The sequence below is a fragment of the Halorussus vallis genome (genome assembly GCF_024138165.1).
GTDB classification, from domain to species: Archaea; Halobacteriota; Halobacteria; order Halobacteriales; family Haladaptataceae; genus Halorussus; species Halorussus vallis.
In genome coordinates, this window is sequence record NZ_CP100000.1 from 2012780 (window position 1) to 2028695 (window position 15916).

Sequence of the window (15916 nt, forward strand, 5' to 3'; positions counted from 1 at the left end):
CGCGGTCGCCGTCGTCAGGCTTCCGCGGTCGTGGTCACGGGCGCTTCGGTCGTCTCGTTGCCCGTGGGCGTCTCGGTTTCGACGACCTCCGTGGTCGTCTCCGCGTCTTCCGCCGTGGTGGTTTCCGCGCCTTCGGCCGTGGTCGTCTCCTGGGTCGCGCTCTCGATGGAGATGACTCCGAGTTCACCGAAGTTGCGGGTGTAGACGCCGTGGATGTACTGTCCCGGCGGCACCGCGGCGGTTTCTATCTCGAAGCTCACGTTCGTCTGCTCGCCCGCGCCGAGCGTCACGGACTGGCGGGCGAGGACGGTCCCTTCGAGTCGGAAGGCCACCTCCTGGGTGGATTCCTGGTCGTTGGGGTTGCTGACGACCGCGGTGACGGTGATGTTGTCACCGGCAGTGGCGTTCGCGGGCGCGTCGAGGCTCGAAACGCGGAACGAGTTCATCTCGGCCGCGCCGGCGCCGTCTTCGGTGGTCGTCTCGGCTGCGGTCGTCGTCTCGACCGCTTCGGTCGTCGTTTCGGCCGCAGTCGTGGTTTCGACGCCACCGTCACCGTTCTCCTCTTCCTCGGTGGTCGTCTCGACTTCCTCGGTCGTCGTTTCGACCGCTTTGGTGGTCGTCTCGACCTCTTCCGTGGTCGTCTCGACTTCCTCGGTCGTCGTCTCGACTTCCTCGGTCGTCGTTTCCACGGCACCGTCACCGTCCTGCTGTTCGGTCGTCGTTTCGACCGCTTCGGTGGTGGTCTCGACTTCCTCGGTCGTCGTTTCCTCCGGCGGCATCTGCGGCGGCTGCGGCACGTCGACGTTGGCCGGAGCGGTGACGACGAACGTCACGTTCTCGATGTCGACGTTCTTGATGACGAAGCGGATCGTCTGGAGGTCGCCGGTGAGGTTCTCCTCGACCTGCTCCTCGACCTTCTCGGGGTTCTGGGTGGTGAACTGCTGCTCGCTGAGGTCACCCTGCTGCTGGAGAATCCGAGTCAGGTTGATGGTGACCCGGCGGTCCGAAACCGTGATGTTGCTGACGGTTTCGGTCCGGTCGGGCGTCTCGGAGTCGCCGATCACGAACGACCACCGGTCGATCTCCATGTTCTCGATCTTGAAGACGAACCGCTGCTGGCCGGCGGGTGCTTCGGTCGTCGTCTCCTCTCCCGCCTCGGTGGTGGTTTCGACCGCTTCGGTGGTCGTCTCCTCGGCGTCACCGTCGTCTTCCTCGGTGGTGGTCTCGACTTCCTCGGTCGTCGTTTCGACCTCCTCCGTGGTCGTTTCGACTTCCTCGGTCGTCGTCTCCACGGCACCACCGTTATCTTCCTCGGTGGTGGTTTCGACCGCTTCGGTCGTCGTTTCGACCGCTTCGGTGGTCGTCTCCTCGGCGCCACCGTTCTCTTCCTCGGTCGTCGTCTCCTCGCCGACGCTCACGGTGGCCGAATCGGTGACGGCCTCGCCGTCCGCGGTGTACGGCCCGTCGACGTTACCGGCGGACGTCACGAAGTCGTAGACCTCGTTGTCGTTCGTGTCGAGGTGCGGCATCGCGATGAGCGTCTGGGTTTCGTCGATCGGGCGAGCGAGTTTGATGGTCACGTTCTCGTGCGTCCCGGCTTCGAGGTAGACGGAGTTGCCGAGCACGCTCCCGACCGCGTCGCCTTCGAGGAGCGACGAGTCGTGAATCGCCACGAACCCGCCCTCCGGAAGCGTCACCGACTCGATGGTGATGGTTTCGCCGTCGGAGGACTGGTTCTGGAACGTCACTTCTGCGGTCTGCTGTCCTTCTGCGGTGGTCGTCTCTGCGGCGCCACCGTTCTCTTCCTCAGTCGTGGTATCCGCGACCTCCTCCGCGGTCGTCGTTTCGACCGCTTCGGTGGTCGTCCCACTGCCAACCGCGTTCGTCGCCGATTGCGTCTGGTCCGTCACTGCGAACGATACGGCTGTACCGCTCGCTAGCACCAGCAAAACGGCCATGAACACGGCGCTAATGGTCCTTCTATCTCGTGTCATTTGTAACCCCCTAACCGCAGGAAACAGGAACGGGGACGCCGCGAATAAACGGGGCCGACCGTTTACACGCGTAACACTCAGATACAGACCTTTAGGCCCGGACTATCCGGTGTCTCGTCCGTCGAGTCTCGGGAATCACCTGGCGCGTTTTCGGCCGTAACCCGACGTTTCCGCGGTCGTAACGCGACGTACGCGGCGGAGCGATTCGAAGCGAGTTTACCCCTCGCGGCCCGACCACCGCACATCATGACGATGCGCACTACCTTTCTGGGGACCAGCGGGGCGATTCCGACCACCGAGCGGAATCCAAGCGCGATACTGCTCGAACGCGAGGGCGACCGCATGCTGTTCGACGTCGGCGAGGGCACCCAGCGCCAGATGATGCGCTTTCGCACCGGCTTCGGCCTCTCGGACGTCTTCGTCACCCACCTCCACGGCGACCACGTGCTCGGCCTGCCGGGCCTGGTCCAGACGATGGGGTTCAACGACCGCGAGGAACCGCTGACCATCCACGCGCCGAACGGAACCGGCGAGGAAATCGAGAGCCTCGTCCACGCGGCGGGCCACCAGCCGTCGTTTCCCGTCCGGGTTTCGGAGGTCGAACCCGGCGGGGTCGCGGTCGACCGCGAGGAGTACGAGGTCCGGGTGTTCCGGACCAGCCACGACGCTACCTCGGTCGGCTACGCCGTGGTCGAGGACGACCGGAAGGGCCGCTTCGACCGCGAGCACGCCGAGGAACTGGGCGTCCCGGTCGGGCCGAAGTTCTCGCGCCTCCACGAGGGCGAACCGGTCGAACTCGACGACGGGACGGTCGTCCGCCCCGAGCAGGTGGTCGGCGACCCCCGGCCCGGCCGGACGTTCGTCTACACCGGCGACACCCGTCCGGCGGCCTCGGTCGCCGAGGCCGCCGAGGCCGCCGACCTCCTCGTCCACGACGCCACCTTCACCGACGACGCCGAGGACCGGGCGGCGGACACCCTCCACTCGACCGCCAGGCAGGCCGGCGAGATCGCCGAGCGCGCCGGCGCGAAGCGCCTCGCGCTCGTCCACGTCTCCTCGCGGTACGGCCGCGACGTCTCTGCCCACCGCGAGCAGGCCGCCGAGGCGTTCGACGGCGAACTGCTCCTGCCGGACGACGGCGACGTCTTCGAGGTGCCGTACCCCGACGACTGACGGGCGTTCGCGGGACGGACTCTCCCTCCGGAAGTAGCCGCGTAGTTGTCGCTCCGACCGACTCGCGGACGGAACGTGACGGTATCCGAGTCGGCCGCTACGGTACGTCGAGCGACTGCGCCACTTTCCGGTAGACGAGGAAGTCAGCGATAAGGTAGGCGAGAAGACACACCAGCAGTACGCTCGCGCTCAACAAACCCGGATACGCCCCGAAGCCGGACGGCCACGCGACGGCGTCTATCAGCCTGACACCGACCCAGTACGAGACGAGGGCTACGACCGCGAACGCCCAGAGGCGTCCGAGGGAAGACCCCCGTATCACCACGACCGCACCGGGCAGCAGGGCGACCAAGACGACGACTGCCCCCGTCGCCTCGACCGTCGAGTCGGCGATGGCGGGATACCCGTGGAGACTCGTGGGAACGAACAGCAGTGCGGTTGCCGCCGGAAGGAGGAGGACGACGAGGGAGAGCCAAGCGAGGACGAATCGAACGAGCGCGCTCGCTCCGGTTCGAATCTCCATATCCCGCGAGCGACGTGACACGCATTCAACCTATCGGCGAACTTCGTTCGAGCGTGACGTTCGCTTCGCATCGCGCCTCGCGGTAACGTCGCGGCAGTCGTGGACGTTCGACCGAACGAGGAAATCGCGGTACCGACCTCTCTAGAGGTACTCCTCGCGGGGCGGCACGAACACGTCGACGACCTCCCCCGATTCGAGCGCTTCGAGTTCGTGTTCGACGTCCTTCGGGACGACGTAGCTGTCGCCCGATTCCAGAATCGTCTCCTCGCCCTCGACGACGAGTCTGTACCGACCCGAAACCACGTAGCCGCTCTGCTCGTTGGGGTGGCTGTGGAGTCGGACTTCGTCGCCCGCCTCGTAGAGCATCTTCGTCACCATCGACTCGTCGCCGACCGCCAGCAGTTCGAACGTCACGCCGCTGTACTCCCGTGGCTGTGCGTCGGCGGATTTCGTAACTACGTCCGACATACGCCCCTGATAGGGCACCGTTCGCAATATCTTCTCCGGGTTAAGTGTCAGTATGGGGTAGTTCGTCCCGAACAGGTGGACGAACGGTCGAATCACAGAGTGACCACCCGGTTTTCGGGCCGGCGCCGTCTGCTTCCCGAACCAGGCCGCCGATTCGACGGATTGGCGGCCGCGGTAGTCAACGGGGAACGGGCGGCGGTGCGCATCGCAATCGACAGTACGACGGAGCAATCGACGATACGCCGAAACAATCGCGGTGCGCCGGAGCGGTCGGACGACTCCCGTGATATTCTTTCCCCTATTTCGTAAAATTAGCTGGTTTTATTCGTTATCACTACCATCGTATGCGCGCATGCGAAGGTCAGCAATCGCACTCTCGTTCGTACTGCTCGTCGTCGCCGCGGGGGCGGTTCCGCCCGCGGTGGCGAGCGGAATCGACGCGCAGAACAGTACCGAAATCGACGCACAGAGTAGAACCGGAACCGCCGCGGCCGGTCCGGCCGCGGCGGTGGCTCCGTCGAACAACACCACCGGCGCGACGACGCTCACCGTCCTCTCGTACAACGACGTCCAGACCGCGATGGCCGAGAACGGCACGCTCCCGCGGATGGTCCACCTGATAAACCGGCGCCGGGCGGCCCACGGCAACCCGACCGTCGTGGTCGGCGGCGGCGACGAGGTGAGTCCCTACGCGCTCTCGCCGCTCAGCCGGTGGCGGGTGCCGGTGAAGGCGCTGAACGTCCTCGACCCCGCCGCCGAGGTCGTCGGCAACCACGACCTCGACTACGGCTTCGACGCGGTGGCGAACTTCAGCGAGGCCTCGGAGTTCCCCTGGCTGATGGCCAACATCGTAGACGCCAAGACCGGCGAACCGATTCCGGGCACGAAGCCGTACACCGTCGTCGAACGTCAGGGCGTGAAGGTCGGCATCGTGGGCGTGGCAGACGAGAAGATCAAGTCCAAGACGGCGGTCGACTTCGCCGAGCAGGGCTACGAACTCCGCAACTACTCCGACGTGGCGAGCAGGTACGCCACGATGCTCAAGCAGGAGCGGAACGTCGACGTGGTCGTCGTCGCGGCCCACCTGGGCGTCCCCGTGGCGAAGAACCTCGCCAACACCACCGAGAACGTCGACGCCATCGTGGTCGGCGACGACGAAATCGAGTACCCGCCGCAGGAAACCGGCGGCGCGGTCATCATGGAGGCGGAGGCGCGGGCCGAACACGTCGCCGAACTCAACCTCACGGTCCGGGACGGCGAGGTCGTCGGGTGGAACGGCCGCCTGTTGAACGTCACCGAGAGCGTGCCGAAGAACGAGACGGTCGCCCGCATCGTCACGCGGGCCCGCGAACGGACCCTGAACGAGGTAATCGGGCGCACGACGGTCGCGCTCGACGCCCGGTTCGCCTCGAACTACCACGACGAGACGGCGCTGGGCAACATGATCGGCGACTCGTTCCGGGCCCAGACCGGCGCCGACGTGGCGATAACCAACGCGGGCGGCATCCGCTCGAACGCCGTCTACGGGCCGGGCAACGTCACCGTCGGTGATGTGTACAACATCCTCCCATTCCGGAACACCCTCGTCACGGTCGAGTTGACCGGCGCGGAGTTGAAGCGACTGCTCGCCAGCCAGGTCGTGACGCTCGAGAGCGAAACCGGCCAGCGCTACGGGCCGGAGTCGCAGTTGCAGGTCAGCGGCGTCACCTACGAGTGGGTCGGCCACGAGAACGCGACACGGATTCGGGACGCGTGGGTCAACGGCGAACCGCTGGACCCCGAGGCGAACTACACCGTCACGGTCAACTCCTACATGGCCGGATGGGACGGGTCGGTGCTCGAAGACGCGCCGCGAGTCAGCCAGTCTCACATGCTCTACGGCACCGCGCTGCTGGAGTACGTACGGGACAACACCCCCGTCTCGCCCGAGGACGAGGACCGTATCCGCCGGGTCGACGCGGTGGTCGAACCCGAGTCGGTGTCGGTCCGCGCGGGCACCGCGACCGTCACGCTCGACGCGCCCGCCGGGGCCAACGCCACCGTCGCGGATAGCTTCTACGCGACGCGCGCGCCGGAGGCGCCGCGCGTCGCGGCCGAGTCGGTCGAACTCGACGGCGACACGGTGAGGGTCCGCTTCGACATCTCGGAGTTGAAGCGCCTCGCCGGCGGGCACGGTGCGGTCGAGATATACGGCGAGTACGACTCGACCGCCTACGACCGGGTGTACTTCGCCCACTCGGTGCTGAACGCCGACCTCGAGCCGAGCGACTTCGGGAAGAAGCGCGGGCACGAGAAGGATGAGGAGGACGGTCACGGAAAGGACGGGAAACACGACGCGCGAGCACCCATCACGCACGCGACGGCGACTCCGGTCGCCGTCGCGTAGGTCGACCGAGTTGGCGATAGGTGAATCGGCCGGGTCGGCGACGGTACGCCGAAGAACGCCGGTTCGCTCATCACTCTTCTTTCGAACGGTCGCGGAGAAGCCGCGCGAAGCGGCCGAAATCCGCATCCCGCGCCGGATTTATATCTTCCCGCCGCATACCCCCGGCCGTGAACGCGCGCACGAGTGCCCTCGATACGCTCGTCTTCGGCGTGGACGTTCAGAGCGGGGACGTCCGCGGCGACTCGCCCTCCTACGCGCTGGTCGCCTTCGACGGCGAGAACGTCGACCGCGACGTGGTGAGCCACCGGAAACTCCGGCGACTCGTCGAGCGAGAGGAGCCCGCCTTCCTGGCGACCGACAACATGTACGAACTCGCGCCCGACAAGGACGCGCTGGTCCACTTCCTCCGGGAACTCCCCGACCGGACGCGACTGGTCCAGGTGACCGGCGCCGAGCGACCCGAACCGCTCTCGCGGGTCGCCTCGCGCCACGGCGTCCCGTACGGCAAGAAGCCGATGAAGGAGGCCGAGGCGGCCGCCAGGCTGGCGGCCGCCAACGTCGGCTACGAGGTTTCGGCCTTCGAGAACACGACCACGGTGAAGGTTTCGCGGGGGCGCTCGACCGGCAAGGGCGGGTGGAGCGAGGACCGGTTCACCCGGCGCATCCACGGCGCGGTGCGCAAGAAGGCCCGCGAAATCGAGAGCGACCTGGAGAAGGCCGGTCTGGCGTTCGAGCGCGAGACGACCGAGAAGTACGGCGGCCTCTCGAACGCCGTCTTCACGGTCGAGGCCCCGCCCGGCGACATCCCGGTTTCGAACCGGCGGTCGGGCGACGTTCGGGTCGAAATCGAGCGACAGCGCCGCGACGGTATCGAGTTCGAACCGCTGGCCAAGCGCCGCGACCACGTGCTGGTGGGCATCGACCCGGGCACGACGACGGCCGTCGCGGTGGTCGACCTCGACGGCACGCTCCTCGACGTGCTGAGCACCCGCACCGCCGACACCGCCGAGATCATCGAGTGGATAATCGAGCGCGGCCGGCCCGTCGTGGTCGCGGCCGACGTCGAGCCGATGCCCGAAACCGTCGAGAAGATCCGGCGGAGCTTCGACGCCGCCGGGTGGGAGCCGGCGTCGGACCTCCCGGTCGACGAGAAGCAACACCGGACCCGCGACCACGACTACGACAACGACCACGAGCGCGACGCGATGGCGGCGGCGCTCTACGCCTTCGACGACCGCGAGGAACAGTTCGAGCGCATCGCCGCGAAGGTTCCCCCGAGCATCGACCGCGGAGAGGTCACCGCGCGCGTGGTCGCGGGCGGCGAGAGCGTCGAGGTCGCCCTCGACGCGCTGACCGAGGACGAACCGGTCGAGGAGGAGGAAACCGAGCACACACCCCGGGAACTCACCGCCGAGGAAAAGCGCATCAAGCAACTGGAGTCGCAGGTCGAGCGACTCGAATCCCACGTCTCGGACCTCAACGAGACGGTCGCGGAGAAGGACGACCGCATCGAGGAACTCGAGGGCGAACTCACCGACGCCCGCCGCGAGGAGCGCCGCGAGGCCCGCGAGCGCCGGGCGGTCACCCGCCTCGAACGGCAGAACGACAGACTGGAGCGCCAACTCGACGAGCGCGACGACGAAATCGAGGAACTCGAAGGCAAACTCGCGCGATTGAAGGAACTCTGGAAGCTCGACCACTCGAACTTCAGCGACGTGGCCGAGAAGAAGCAGGGGCTCGTCCCGGTCAAGCCCGTCGCGAAGTTCACCAACGAGGCCATCGAGGCGGCCCACGAGAGCTTCGGCCTGGCGACCGACGACGTGGTGTTGCTCCGGGACGCCTCCGGCGCGGGCCGGTCGACCGCCGAGCGCCTCGCGGAGGTCGAACCCCGGGTCGTCCTCACGCGCGACGGCGGCATCTCGGACATCGCCGACGAGGTGCTGTTCGAGCGCGAGATTCCGGTCGGCCCGGCCGACGACGTGACGATTCAGGAGGTCGACGACCTCGCGGTCGCGCGCGACCGCGAGGTCGAGGCGGTCATCGACGACTGGGAGGACCGGGCCGAGGAGCGCCGCAAGGCCCGGAAGGAGGCCCAGTTGGACCAGCTAATCAGCGAACACCGCGCCGAAACCAAGTACGGGTCGTCGGGCGCGAGCGGTCAGAGCGGGTAGCGCTCGACCGGGTAGCGTCCAACTCGGATAGCGCCGACGCCGGCGTCGGCGCTGTCCGGCCCGTTTCGATTCCCCGTAGGTCGAGCGGTAGCGACTCACTCCTCGATTCGGTCGGCGTGTTCGATCAGGCGTTCGCCGACCGCCCGGGCCACCTCGGGAGTGAGCGTCGCTCGCGCGTGGATTCCTTCGTCGCGCTCGTCGGCCTTGAGGTGGATGTGGACCGCGCTGTCGGACTCGACGCCGACCGTTCCGCTCTCTTTCACGTACCCTTCCTCGTCGCCGTACTCGAAGCTCCCGTCGATCGTGGCCTCGTATTCGTCTTCCATACCCGGTGTTCACGCTGTCCAGCGGCAAAAGCGTGGTCGCTGAATCAGCGAGCACGGGCTTCCCGGTGTTCGCCGCGAAAGTCCACCTAAATTCCTTGCGGTGGTGCGCGGAGAACTGCCACGAGAGCCGGCGTCACAGTGTCGGAAGCCTCAAGCCGAACGCGGGACACTCACCGCGTATGGACGCCTACGAACTCATCACGCGGAACGTCGAGGAGGCCGTCACCGACGAGGAGGTGGAGGCGCTGGCCGACGACCCCGAAGGCAAACGGGTCTACGTCGGCTACGAGCCCTCCGGCGTGCTCCACATCGGGCACATGCTCACTGCAAACAAGCTCATCGACCTCCAGGACGCGGGGATGGAGGTCGTCGTCCTGCTGGCCGACGTCCACGCCTACCTCAACGGGAAGGGGAGCTTCGAGGAGATAGAGGAAACCGCCGAGAAGATGCGCCAGCAGTTCCTCGCCTACGGCCTCGACGAGTCCCAGACCGAGTTCGTCTACGGTTCCGAGTACCAGTTGGAGGAGGACTACGCGCTCGACCTCCACAAACTCGAACTCGGCACGACGCTCAACCGCGCCCAGCGCGCGATGGCCGAGTTGCAGGGCGGCGAAACCGCGAAGGTCAGCCACATCGTCTACCCCCTGATGCAGGCGCTCGACATCGAATACCTCGACCTCGACCTCGCCGTGGGCGGGATGGACCAGCGGAAGGTCCACATGCTGATGCGCGAGGAACTGCCGGAAATCGGCTACGACGCCCGGCCGTGCCTCCACACGCCCATCCTCGCCGACATCGGCACCGGCGAGGGCAAGATGTCGAGCAGTTCGGGCGTCACCATCTCGATGGAGGACTCCACCGAGGACATCGAGGAGAAGGTCAACTCGGCGTTCTGCCCGCCGACCCGCGACCCCGAGGGCGACCTGGAGAACCCCGTCCTCGAAATCTTCCGGTACCACGTCTTCCCGCGGTTCGAGCGCGTCGTCGTCGAGCGCCCCGAGAAGTACGGCGGGAACCTGGAGTACGACGACTACGAGTCGCTGGCCGACGACCTGGAGGGCGGCGAACTCCACCCCGCCGACGCCAAGTCGGCGCTGGCGTCGTACCTCGACGAACTGGTCGCCCCGGGCCGCGAGAAACTGAAGGAACTGGAAGCGCAGAACTGAGCCGTCTCCCCGAAGTCGCACTTCCCGGTAGACCGGCGGTCGATTCCGACGCCCGCCCCGAAGTTCTTTCTCCACCGTCTCGACCGGCACCGACCGTCTCCGTCAGAACACGGCAGTCGTCGGTACGGGTCGAGAGCGTTCGGTCGGCCGACTCACTCGAAGCCGCCGCCGCCCATCATCCCGCCGAGGCCGAAACTCGACATGAATCCGGAGATGAGGCCCCACGCCACGAGGACGAACCCGACGACGACCAGACCGATGCCGGCCGCGATGAGGAGGTTCTGTATCGCGATGACCGCGATTCCTCCGAGCAGGAGGAGCACGCCGACGATTCCTTTCGCACCGAGTTTCCCGAGCATACGACGGGTTCGGTTCGGGTGCGACTTAAACACCCTTGCTCCCGGGACGTGACGGACGAACGACGGCATATTTAAACCTCAGGGTCACCAAACCGCAGACATGAGCGACAACGACGGCGGACGGCGGAAGAACCTCCGCATGCCCGACGACGACGAGGTCTTCGCCACCGTCACCAACATGCTCGGGGCGAACCGCGTGAAAGTACGATGCGCCGACGGCGTCGAGCGGACCGCCCGCATCCCCGGCAAGATGCAAAAGCGCATCTGGATTCGCGAGGACGACGTCGTGCTGGTCGAACCGTGGGACTGGCAGGACGAGAAGGCCGACATCACGTGGCGCTACGACAAGCAGGACGCCGACCAGCTCCGTCAGGAAGGTCACATCCAATAAGACCACCTTTTGCTGCGGTCGGAAACGCCGCTTCGCGGCGTTTCCTGCCTGACAAAAGCTGGACCAAAAGCACCGTCAGAGCTTCGCTCTGACGAGCCTGCGTTCGCTTCGCTCACGCAGACACGGCGTCACCGCCTCGTCGCACGCCGGAGGCGTCCTCCTCGACGGTTCCTCGGCCCGCTCGCTCACTTCGTTCGCTCGCGGTACAGAAGAATATGCGCGAGCCTGTGGCTCGCTGGTCGGCGGTCGGTCGAGGAGCGCGTTACCGTTCAGAGAGACAATCGCTCGGCCTATAGTTCGCGGAGCGTTCGCGTCGCGCAGCGTTCCCGTCAGGGAGCGCCGCGCTGGCCGCGGAGTAGTCTCGTCTCTCGCGGGACGGTCACCGTAGATTTTAGATTTCAAATACGTCGGTAACCGTCGCGTCGGTCGGTTACGCCCCGGTCACGACACCACACCCCAATCGGCAAGACCGCGCGGTTCCGTGCGGGCATTAAAGTCGGAGCCCCTATCCAGAAATAATGGCACCAGAACTGGAGTTCGACGAGCAGGACGTGGCGCACGACGAGGAACTTCCGGCGGCCATCGAGGCCATCCGGACCCGGCGGTCGGGCCACAACTTCGACCCCGACGCCCAGGCGCTCGACGACGAGACGCTCGAAGAACTGATTCGCGACGCGGCACTCGCACCGTCGTCGTACAACCTCCAGCCGTGGGAGTTCGTCGCCGTCCAGGACGACGACCGACTGGAGGAAGTCGTCGAGTTGGCCTACGGCCAGGACCACATCCGGGAGGCCGGCACCGCGATACTCGTGGTGGGCCACACCGAAGCCGAAACCGCCGACCGCGTCTTCGACGAGTGGGAGGCGGCGGGTCGCATGGACGAGGCGTCCGCCGAGCAGACGAAGGCTCAAACCGTCGAGATGTACGAGGACGAGCGGATGGGCCGAGACTACGGCATCCGGAACGCCAGCCTCGCCGCGGAGAACCTGTTGTTGTCCGCGCACGCGCGCGGGCTGAAGGCGACGCCGATGATCGGCTTCGACGCCGAGGGAATCGCGGAGTTCCTCGACCTGCCCGCCGACAAGGTGCCCGTGATGCTCATCGCGGTCGGGCCGAGCGGCGGCGAGGAACCCGAGCGACTGCCCCGCCGGAGCGTCGACGAGATTCTGCACCGCGAGTCGTACTGAGACGCCGACCGCCAACCGCCGACCGATTGTTTCGGCGATTCGCTTCGCCGCCGCCGACCGACTCCTTTTACCGCTGGGGGCGCAATAGCGAGATAGATGTCCGAGGAGTACAGCCTGCTCGACCCCGACAACGCCGAGGGCGTCGGCGACGAGTGGGAAGAGATAGACGTAACCGACACCGAGGCCGACCGCATCGCGCGCAAGCGCGACCGCGAGTTCAACCAGTTCCGCGAGCGACTCGTGGACACCGAGCAGTTCAAGGTCGAACAGTCGGTGTTCGACGACGCGACGCTCGCGGCGCTGTACAAACTCGTCCAGGACGGCTACGTCCAGGCGTTCGGCGGTCCCCTCTCCTCGGGGAAGGAAGCGACCGTCTACAGCGCGCTCGGTTCAGAGGAGCGCGGCGAAGTCGCGGTGAAGATCTACCGCATCAACGCCTCGGACTTCCGAGACATGCGCGAGTACCTCGTGGGCGACCCCCGGTTCGAGGAACTCGGGGGGAACAAGAAGCGCGTCGTGCTGGCGTGGACCCGCAAGGAGTACGCCAACCTCAAGCGCGCGGCGAAAGCCGGCGTCCGGGTGCCCGAACCCATCGCGGTCCAGCGCAACGTCCTCGTGATGGAGTTCCTCGGGAGTGACGGCGACCGCGCGCCCACGCTCGACGACGCCCACCTCGAAAATCCCGAAACGGCCTTCGAGGTCGTCCGCGAGTACATGCGACGGCTCTACGACGCCGGACTGGTCCACGGCGACCTGAGCGAGTACAACATCATCGTCCACGACGGCGAACTCGTCATCATTGACCTCGGGCAGGCCGTAACCATCCACCACCCCAACAGCGACGAGTTCCTGACGCGGGACTGCGCGAACGTCGCCTCGTTCTTCCAGCGCCAGGGGATGGAGGTTACGGGCGAGGAGTTGGAGGACTGGGTCCGGGAGAACTCTGACCCCGATAAGTGAGGTCGGCCAGGAGTAGGACAGAGAGCGATAGCTTCGGTAGAATTTAGCGGGGTTGCTTCTTCCGCGACTGCATTCTCAGCGACCGCCTTCGCCTCTACCGCCTCTACCGCCTCTAACACGTCACAAATGAGTGCCTTGACCCTCCCCAGCCGACTGCGTTTCTCGGCCACTCGCTCTCGCTCGTGGCCTGCGATACTCGCCCCTCGCACGAGAAGCCGAATCCTTCGGATTCGGGGTCCGCGCGCCATCCGGTTGTGAAAACGTGCGAATCTCCACTTTCTACCTGACGCGCGCTGGCGCGGTCTGCGTGAGCGCGGCGAACGCAGGCTCGCCAGACCTTCGGTCTGACGGTGCTTCATGCCGCGCCCTCATGCGCGAGGTCTGCACGAGCAAAGCAAGTGCAGGCTCGTCGGAGCGAAGCTCCGACGGTGGATGAGCGAGTGACCGAAGGGAACGAGGGAATCGGCTGGGGAGGCGTGTGGCTGGCGGTTGCGGTCCTGGAGGATTGAAAGGGCGAGTGCGCTACCCGAACCCCGGCGAAGTTAAGCACCGCAGGCCGTGCCGTAGGCACGGCCGAGGAGCGCAGCGAGCCGCGGGAGGGTAGCGTACGAGGGCTTTCTGGGGGTTCTCGTCACATTCGAGTCGCCGTCAAGTTTCCGACTGCCTTCGTCCGAGATAGTCCCGAAGGAGCCACGAAACCACCGCCCCGTTCCACTGCCATTCACACCCAGACGGCGCGGACGAAGAGTTAAAACGGCCACAGCCAATACGTACTGCCATGCAACACGTGAAGATTCCGCAGGACCGGATCGGCGTTCTCATCGGGGAAGGGGGTGAAACGATGCGCGAGATCGAGAGTCGCGCGGAGGTGCGACTCGACATCGACTCCGAGAACGGGTCCGTGGAGGTCGAGAAGACCGGCGACCCCATCCGGGGACTCAAGGGACCCGAAATCGTGAAGGCCATCGGTCGGGGGTTCGCCCCCGAGGACGCGCTCGCGCTGCTCGACGACGACATGATGATGTTCGACATCATCGATATCGACGCGGCCGCCCGGAACAAGAACGACCTCGAACGCCAGAAGGGCCGACTCATCGGCGAGAACGGCCGGACCCGCCAACTCATGGAGGAACTCACCGGCGCCGACGTCGTCATCTACGGCACCACGATGGGCATCATCGGCAATCCCACGCAGGTCGACGTGGTCCGGAGCGCCGCCGAGATGATTCTGGACGGCGCGCCCCACGGGTCGGTCTACTCGTTCCTCGAACGCAAGCGCAACGAGATGAAGCGCCAGGGGATGGAGTTCCACCAGTTCACCGGGTAGAGTCGAAAACCGTTCCATTACGGGCCTTTCAGCCAGCAATGGAAATTCTCACTTGTGACTGGTTCTGCGTTGCTTCTACGTTCGACTACCGTGCTTGTTCGGTACGAGATAGCGTCCATCAGTATCCCGAACTCGTAGACTCGTAGACCGCTCTATCGCGGGCGCGGAGTCACAGTGTTAGATTTGGTGACTTTCCGCCACTCCTACCCCGTTCGGGGTTACGTCTCCAAACGGAAGTTCGTATACTTCCTCGTTATCGTTGACGTCGGAGCAAGCAAGCGAAAGAGACGAAGAAGAAAGCGATCGAGGTATAGAACCCCCACCGAACGACGGACTGGAGGATTCCGGGGGTCGAGAACCCCAGTATCGTGTGGGGAAGCGATGAACCGAGAAGCACGACGAAGATACAGACTCCGAATGCGAGACTGCCTAAACTCAACCACGTTCGCCAATCGGTAACACGATTCAGTGAGAATTCTATCGCCATTTCGCTGTATCTGTATTAGTGCGCACTCATGATATAAATCTAATGAGACGAAGTGGGCGCGATAATATACCCAAGAATTCGCATAAGTATATTTTCTAACTAGTACAAAATTTTATCATAGCTTACTTCCTACATGTGTGTGCGAATGACAGAAGAAAGAGAACGCACACAAGTTGGCCAGACTTCACCGAAGCGGCGAAACATACTGCGGGGCGTTGCTGCTGGACTGACCGCTACAGTTGGCCTAGCAGGAACAGCGTCGGCAGAGAACGTGTCTCAGAGTTCGACCAGCGTCGAAACCGTTGACGTCGACGTCAGTTCCGCTCTTCAGAAACTGGACGGCGTCATCAATTCCCCGCTGTTCGAAACGCTAGTTGCTGAAGGGCATCTTTCCCGGCGATCAATCGAAGATTTCCCTGCGCATCGGTTGGAAGACGATTCGAAACCAGGTGGTATAACGCGACTACGAGTCAACGGAGAGATAGAGCAGTTGAATTTCCACAAGGTGTTTGACGGGCAGAGGCTGGAGATCAACCTTCCCCTCTCCGACTACGAGCCAAGGGCGGTTCTTCACAGAGAGGACGGCAGTTCGATCGTCTACGAGTACGAAAACCAGTTCCAAGGTCAACCTCTTAACGAGATCGTCGCAGACGATTCTGTCGGTACGATGGACCACTGTTCGGGTTACCGCTACTGTACGACGTGCGTCGCCTGTTGCGGATACGATAACTGGTCGAGAATCGAGGAGCAGATAGAGTGTCCGAACTGCTGGGTCGGACACTGCCAGTGGGTCAAGATCGGCTGTTGTTGAGCCAGTGGGATTCGGCCATCGCCGTCCGTTTTCTATACGTCGTACGAAAGGCGTCTCGTTCCCGTCTATCACACTAAGTGGTACGTCCGGAATCAGCCGTCACTTCCTCGCGACGCCTCTTTGACGCCCCTCCTATAAAAATCTCCGTGCGAAGAGTTCTCATGGTGCTATCACACCGCCGTGCGGC

General features: G+C 64.9%; 14 protein-coding genes. 9 read left to right on the top strand and 5 right to left on the bottom strand.

Translation table 11 applies throughout. From position 1 onward, the window contains the following. Positions 1 to 14: 14 nt before the first annotated feature. A complete protein-coding gene (locus NGM07_RS10195) occupies positions 15 to 1910 on the bottom strand; it encodes a DUF7282 domain-containing protein (protein ID WP_253510776.1) in 1896 nt (631 codons plus the stop codon). Positions 1911 to 2240: 330 nt separating this feature from the next. On the opposite strand from NGM07_RS10195, the gene rnz reads away from it, so the two are divergent. After that, positions 2241 to 3167 carry a ribonuclease Z gene (gene rnz, locus NGM07_RS10200; protein WP_253510779.1) on the top strand — a complete coding sequence of 309 codons (927 nt, stop codon included), beginning with the start codon at positions 2241 to 2243 and terminating at the stop codon, positions 3165 to 3167. 97 nt (positions 3168 to 3264) lie between these two features. Here the strand turns inward: rnz and NGM07_RS10205 are convergent, their stop codons facing one another. Beyond that, a complete protein-coding gene (locus NGM07_RS10205; protein ID WP_253510782.1) occupies positions 3265 to 3690 on the bottom strand; it encodes a hypothetical protein in 426 nt (141 codons plus the stop codon). A gap of 141 nt (positions 3691 to 3831) precedes the next feature. Further along, complete coding sequence (locus tag NGM07_RS10210; protein WP_253510785.1) at positions 3832 to 4158, bottom strand: cupin domain-containing protein; 327 nt, start codon at positions 4156 to 4158, stop codon at positions 3832 to 3834. 352 nt (positions 4159 to 4510) lie between these two features. Between NGM07_RS10210 and NGM07_RS10215 the strand changes: the two genes are divergently transcribed. Both NGM07_RS10215 and NGM07_RS10220 read left to right on the top strand, forming a co-directional pair. Further along, positions 4511 to 6544 (top strand): bifunctional metallophosphatase/5'-nucleotidase, encoded by a 2034-nt coding sequence (locus NGM07_RS10215; protein WP_253510787.1) that lies wholly within the window; start codon positions 4511 to 4513, stop codon positions 6542 to 6544. 167 nt (positions 6545 to 6711) lie between these two features. Further along, entirely contained in the window at positions 6712 to 8715 is a 2004-nt protein-coding gene (locus NGM07_RS10220; RefSeq protein WP_253510790.1) for a DUF460 domain-containing protein, read from the top strand. 95 nt (positions 8716 to 8810) lie between these two features. Here NGM07_RS10220 and NGM07_RS10225 read toward each other — a convergent pair whose 3' ends face one another. Next, on the bottom strand, positions 8811 to 9041 hold the full coding sequence (locus NGM07_RS10225) for a hypothetical protein (RefSeq protein WP_253510792.1): 231 nt from the start codon (positions 9039 to 9041) through the stop codon (positions 8811 to 8813). A gap of 179 nt (positions 9042 to 9220) precedes the next feature. Between NGM07_RS10225 and NGM07_RS10230 the strand changes: the two genes are divergently transcribed. After that, complete coding sequence (locus tag NGM07_RS10230) at positions 9221 to 10207, top strand: tyrosine--tRNA ligase (protein WP_253510795.1); 987 nt, start codon at positions 9221 to 9223, stop codon at positions 10205 to 10207. A gap of 152 nt (positions 10208 to 10359) precedes the next feature. Here NGM07_RS10230 and NGM07_RS10235 read toward each other — a convergent pair whose 3' ends face one another. After that, positions 10360 to 10566 (bottom strand): DUF7470 family protein, encoded by a 207-nt coding sequence (locus tag NGM07_RS10235; protein WP_253510798.1) that lies wholly within the window; start codon positions 10564 to 10566, stop codon positions 10360 to 10362. A gap of 100 nt (positions 10567 to 10666) precedes the next feature. On the opposite strand from NGM07_RS10235, the gene eif1A reads away from it, so the two are divergent. The 5 genes from eif1A to NGM07_RS10260 all read left to right on the top strand — a co-directional run bounded on the left by eif1A (position 10667) and on the right by NGM07_RS10260 (position 15729). Then, complete coding sequence (gene eif1A, locus NGM07_RS10240) at positions 10667 to 10957, top strand: translation initiation factor eIF-1A (protein WP_253510801.1); 291 nt, start codon at positions 10667 to 10669, stop codon at positions 10955 to 10957. Between the two features lie 518 nt (positions 10958 to 11475). Continuing rightward, on the top strand, positions 11476 to 12144 hold the full coding sequence (locus NGM07_RS10245; RefSeq protein ID WP_253510803.1) for a nitroreductase family protein: 669 nt from the start codon (positions 11476 to 11478) through the stop codon (positions 12142 to 12144). Positions 12145 to 12240: 96 nt separating this feature from the next. Beyond that, complete coding sequence (gene rio1 / locus NGM07_RS10250) at positions 12241 to 13104, top strand: serine/threonine-protein kinase Rio1 (RefSeq protein WP_253510805.1); 864 nt, start codon at positions 12241 to 12243, stop codon at positions 13102 to 13104. A 778-nt stretch (positions 13105 to 13882) separates the two neighbouring features. After that, positions 13883 to 14431: a KH domain-containing protein gene (locus tag NGM07_RS10255; protein WP_253510808.1), complete on the top strand. Its 549-nt coding sequence runs from the start codon at positions 13883 to 13885 to the stop codon at positions 14429 to 14431. 632 nt (positions 14432 to 15063) lie between these two features. Then, positions 15064 to 15729, top strand: a complete 666-nt coding sequence (locus tag NGM07_RS10260) for a hypothetical protein (RefSeq protein ID WP_253510811.1) — start codon at positions 15064 to 15066, stop codon at positions 15727 to 15729. Positions 15730 to 15916: the final 187 nt, after the last annotated feature.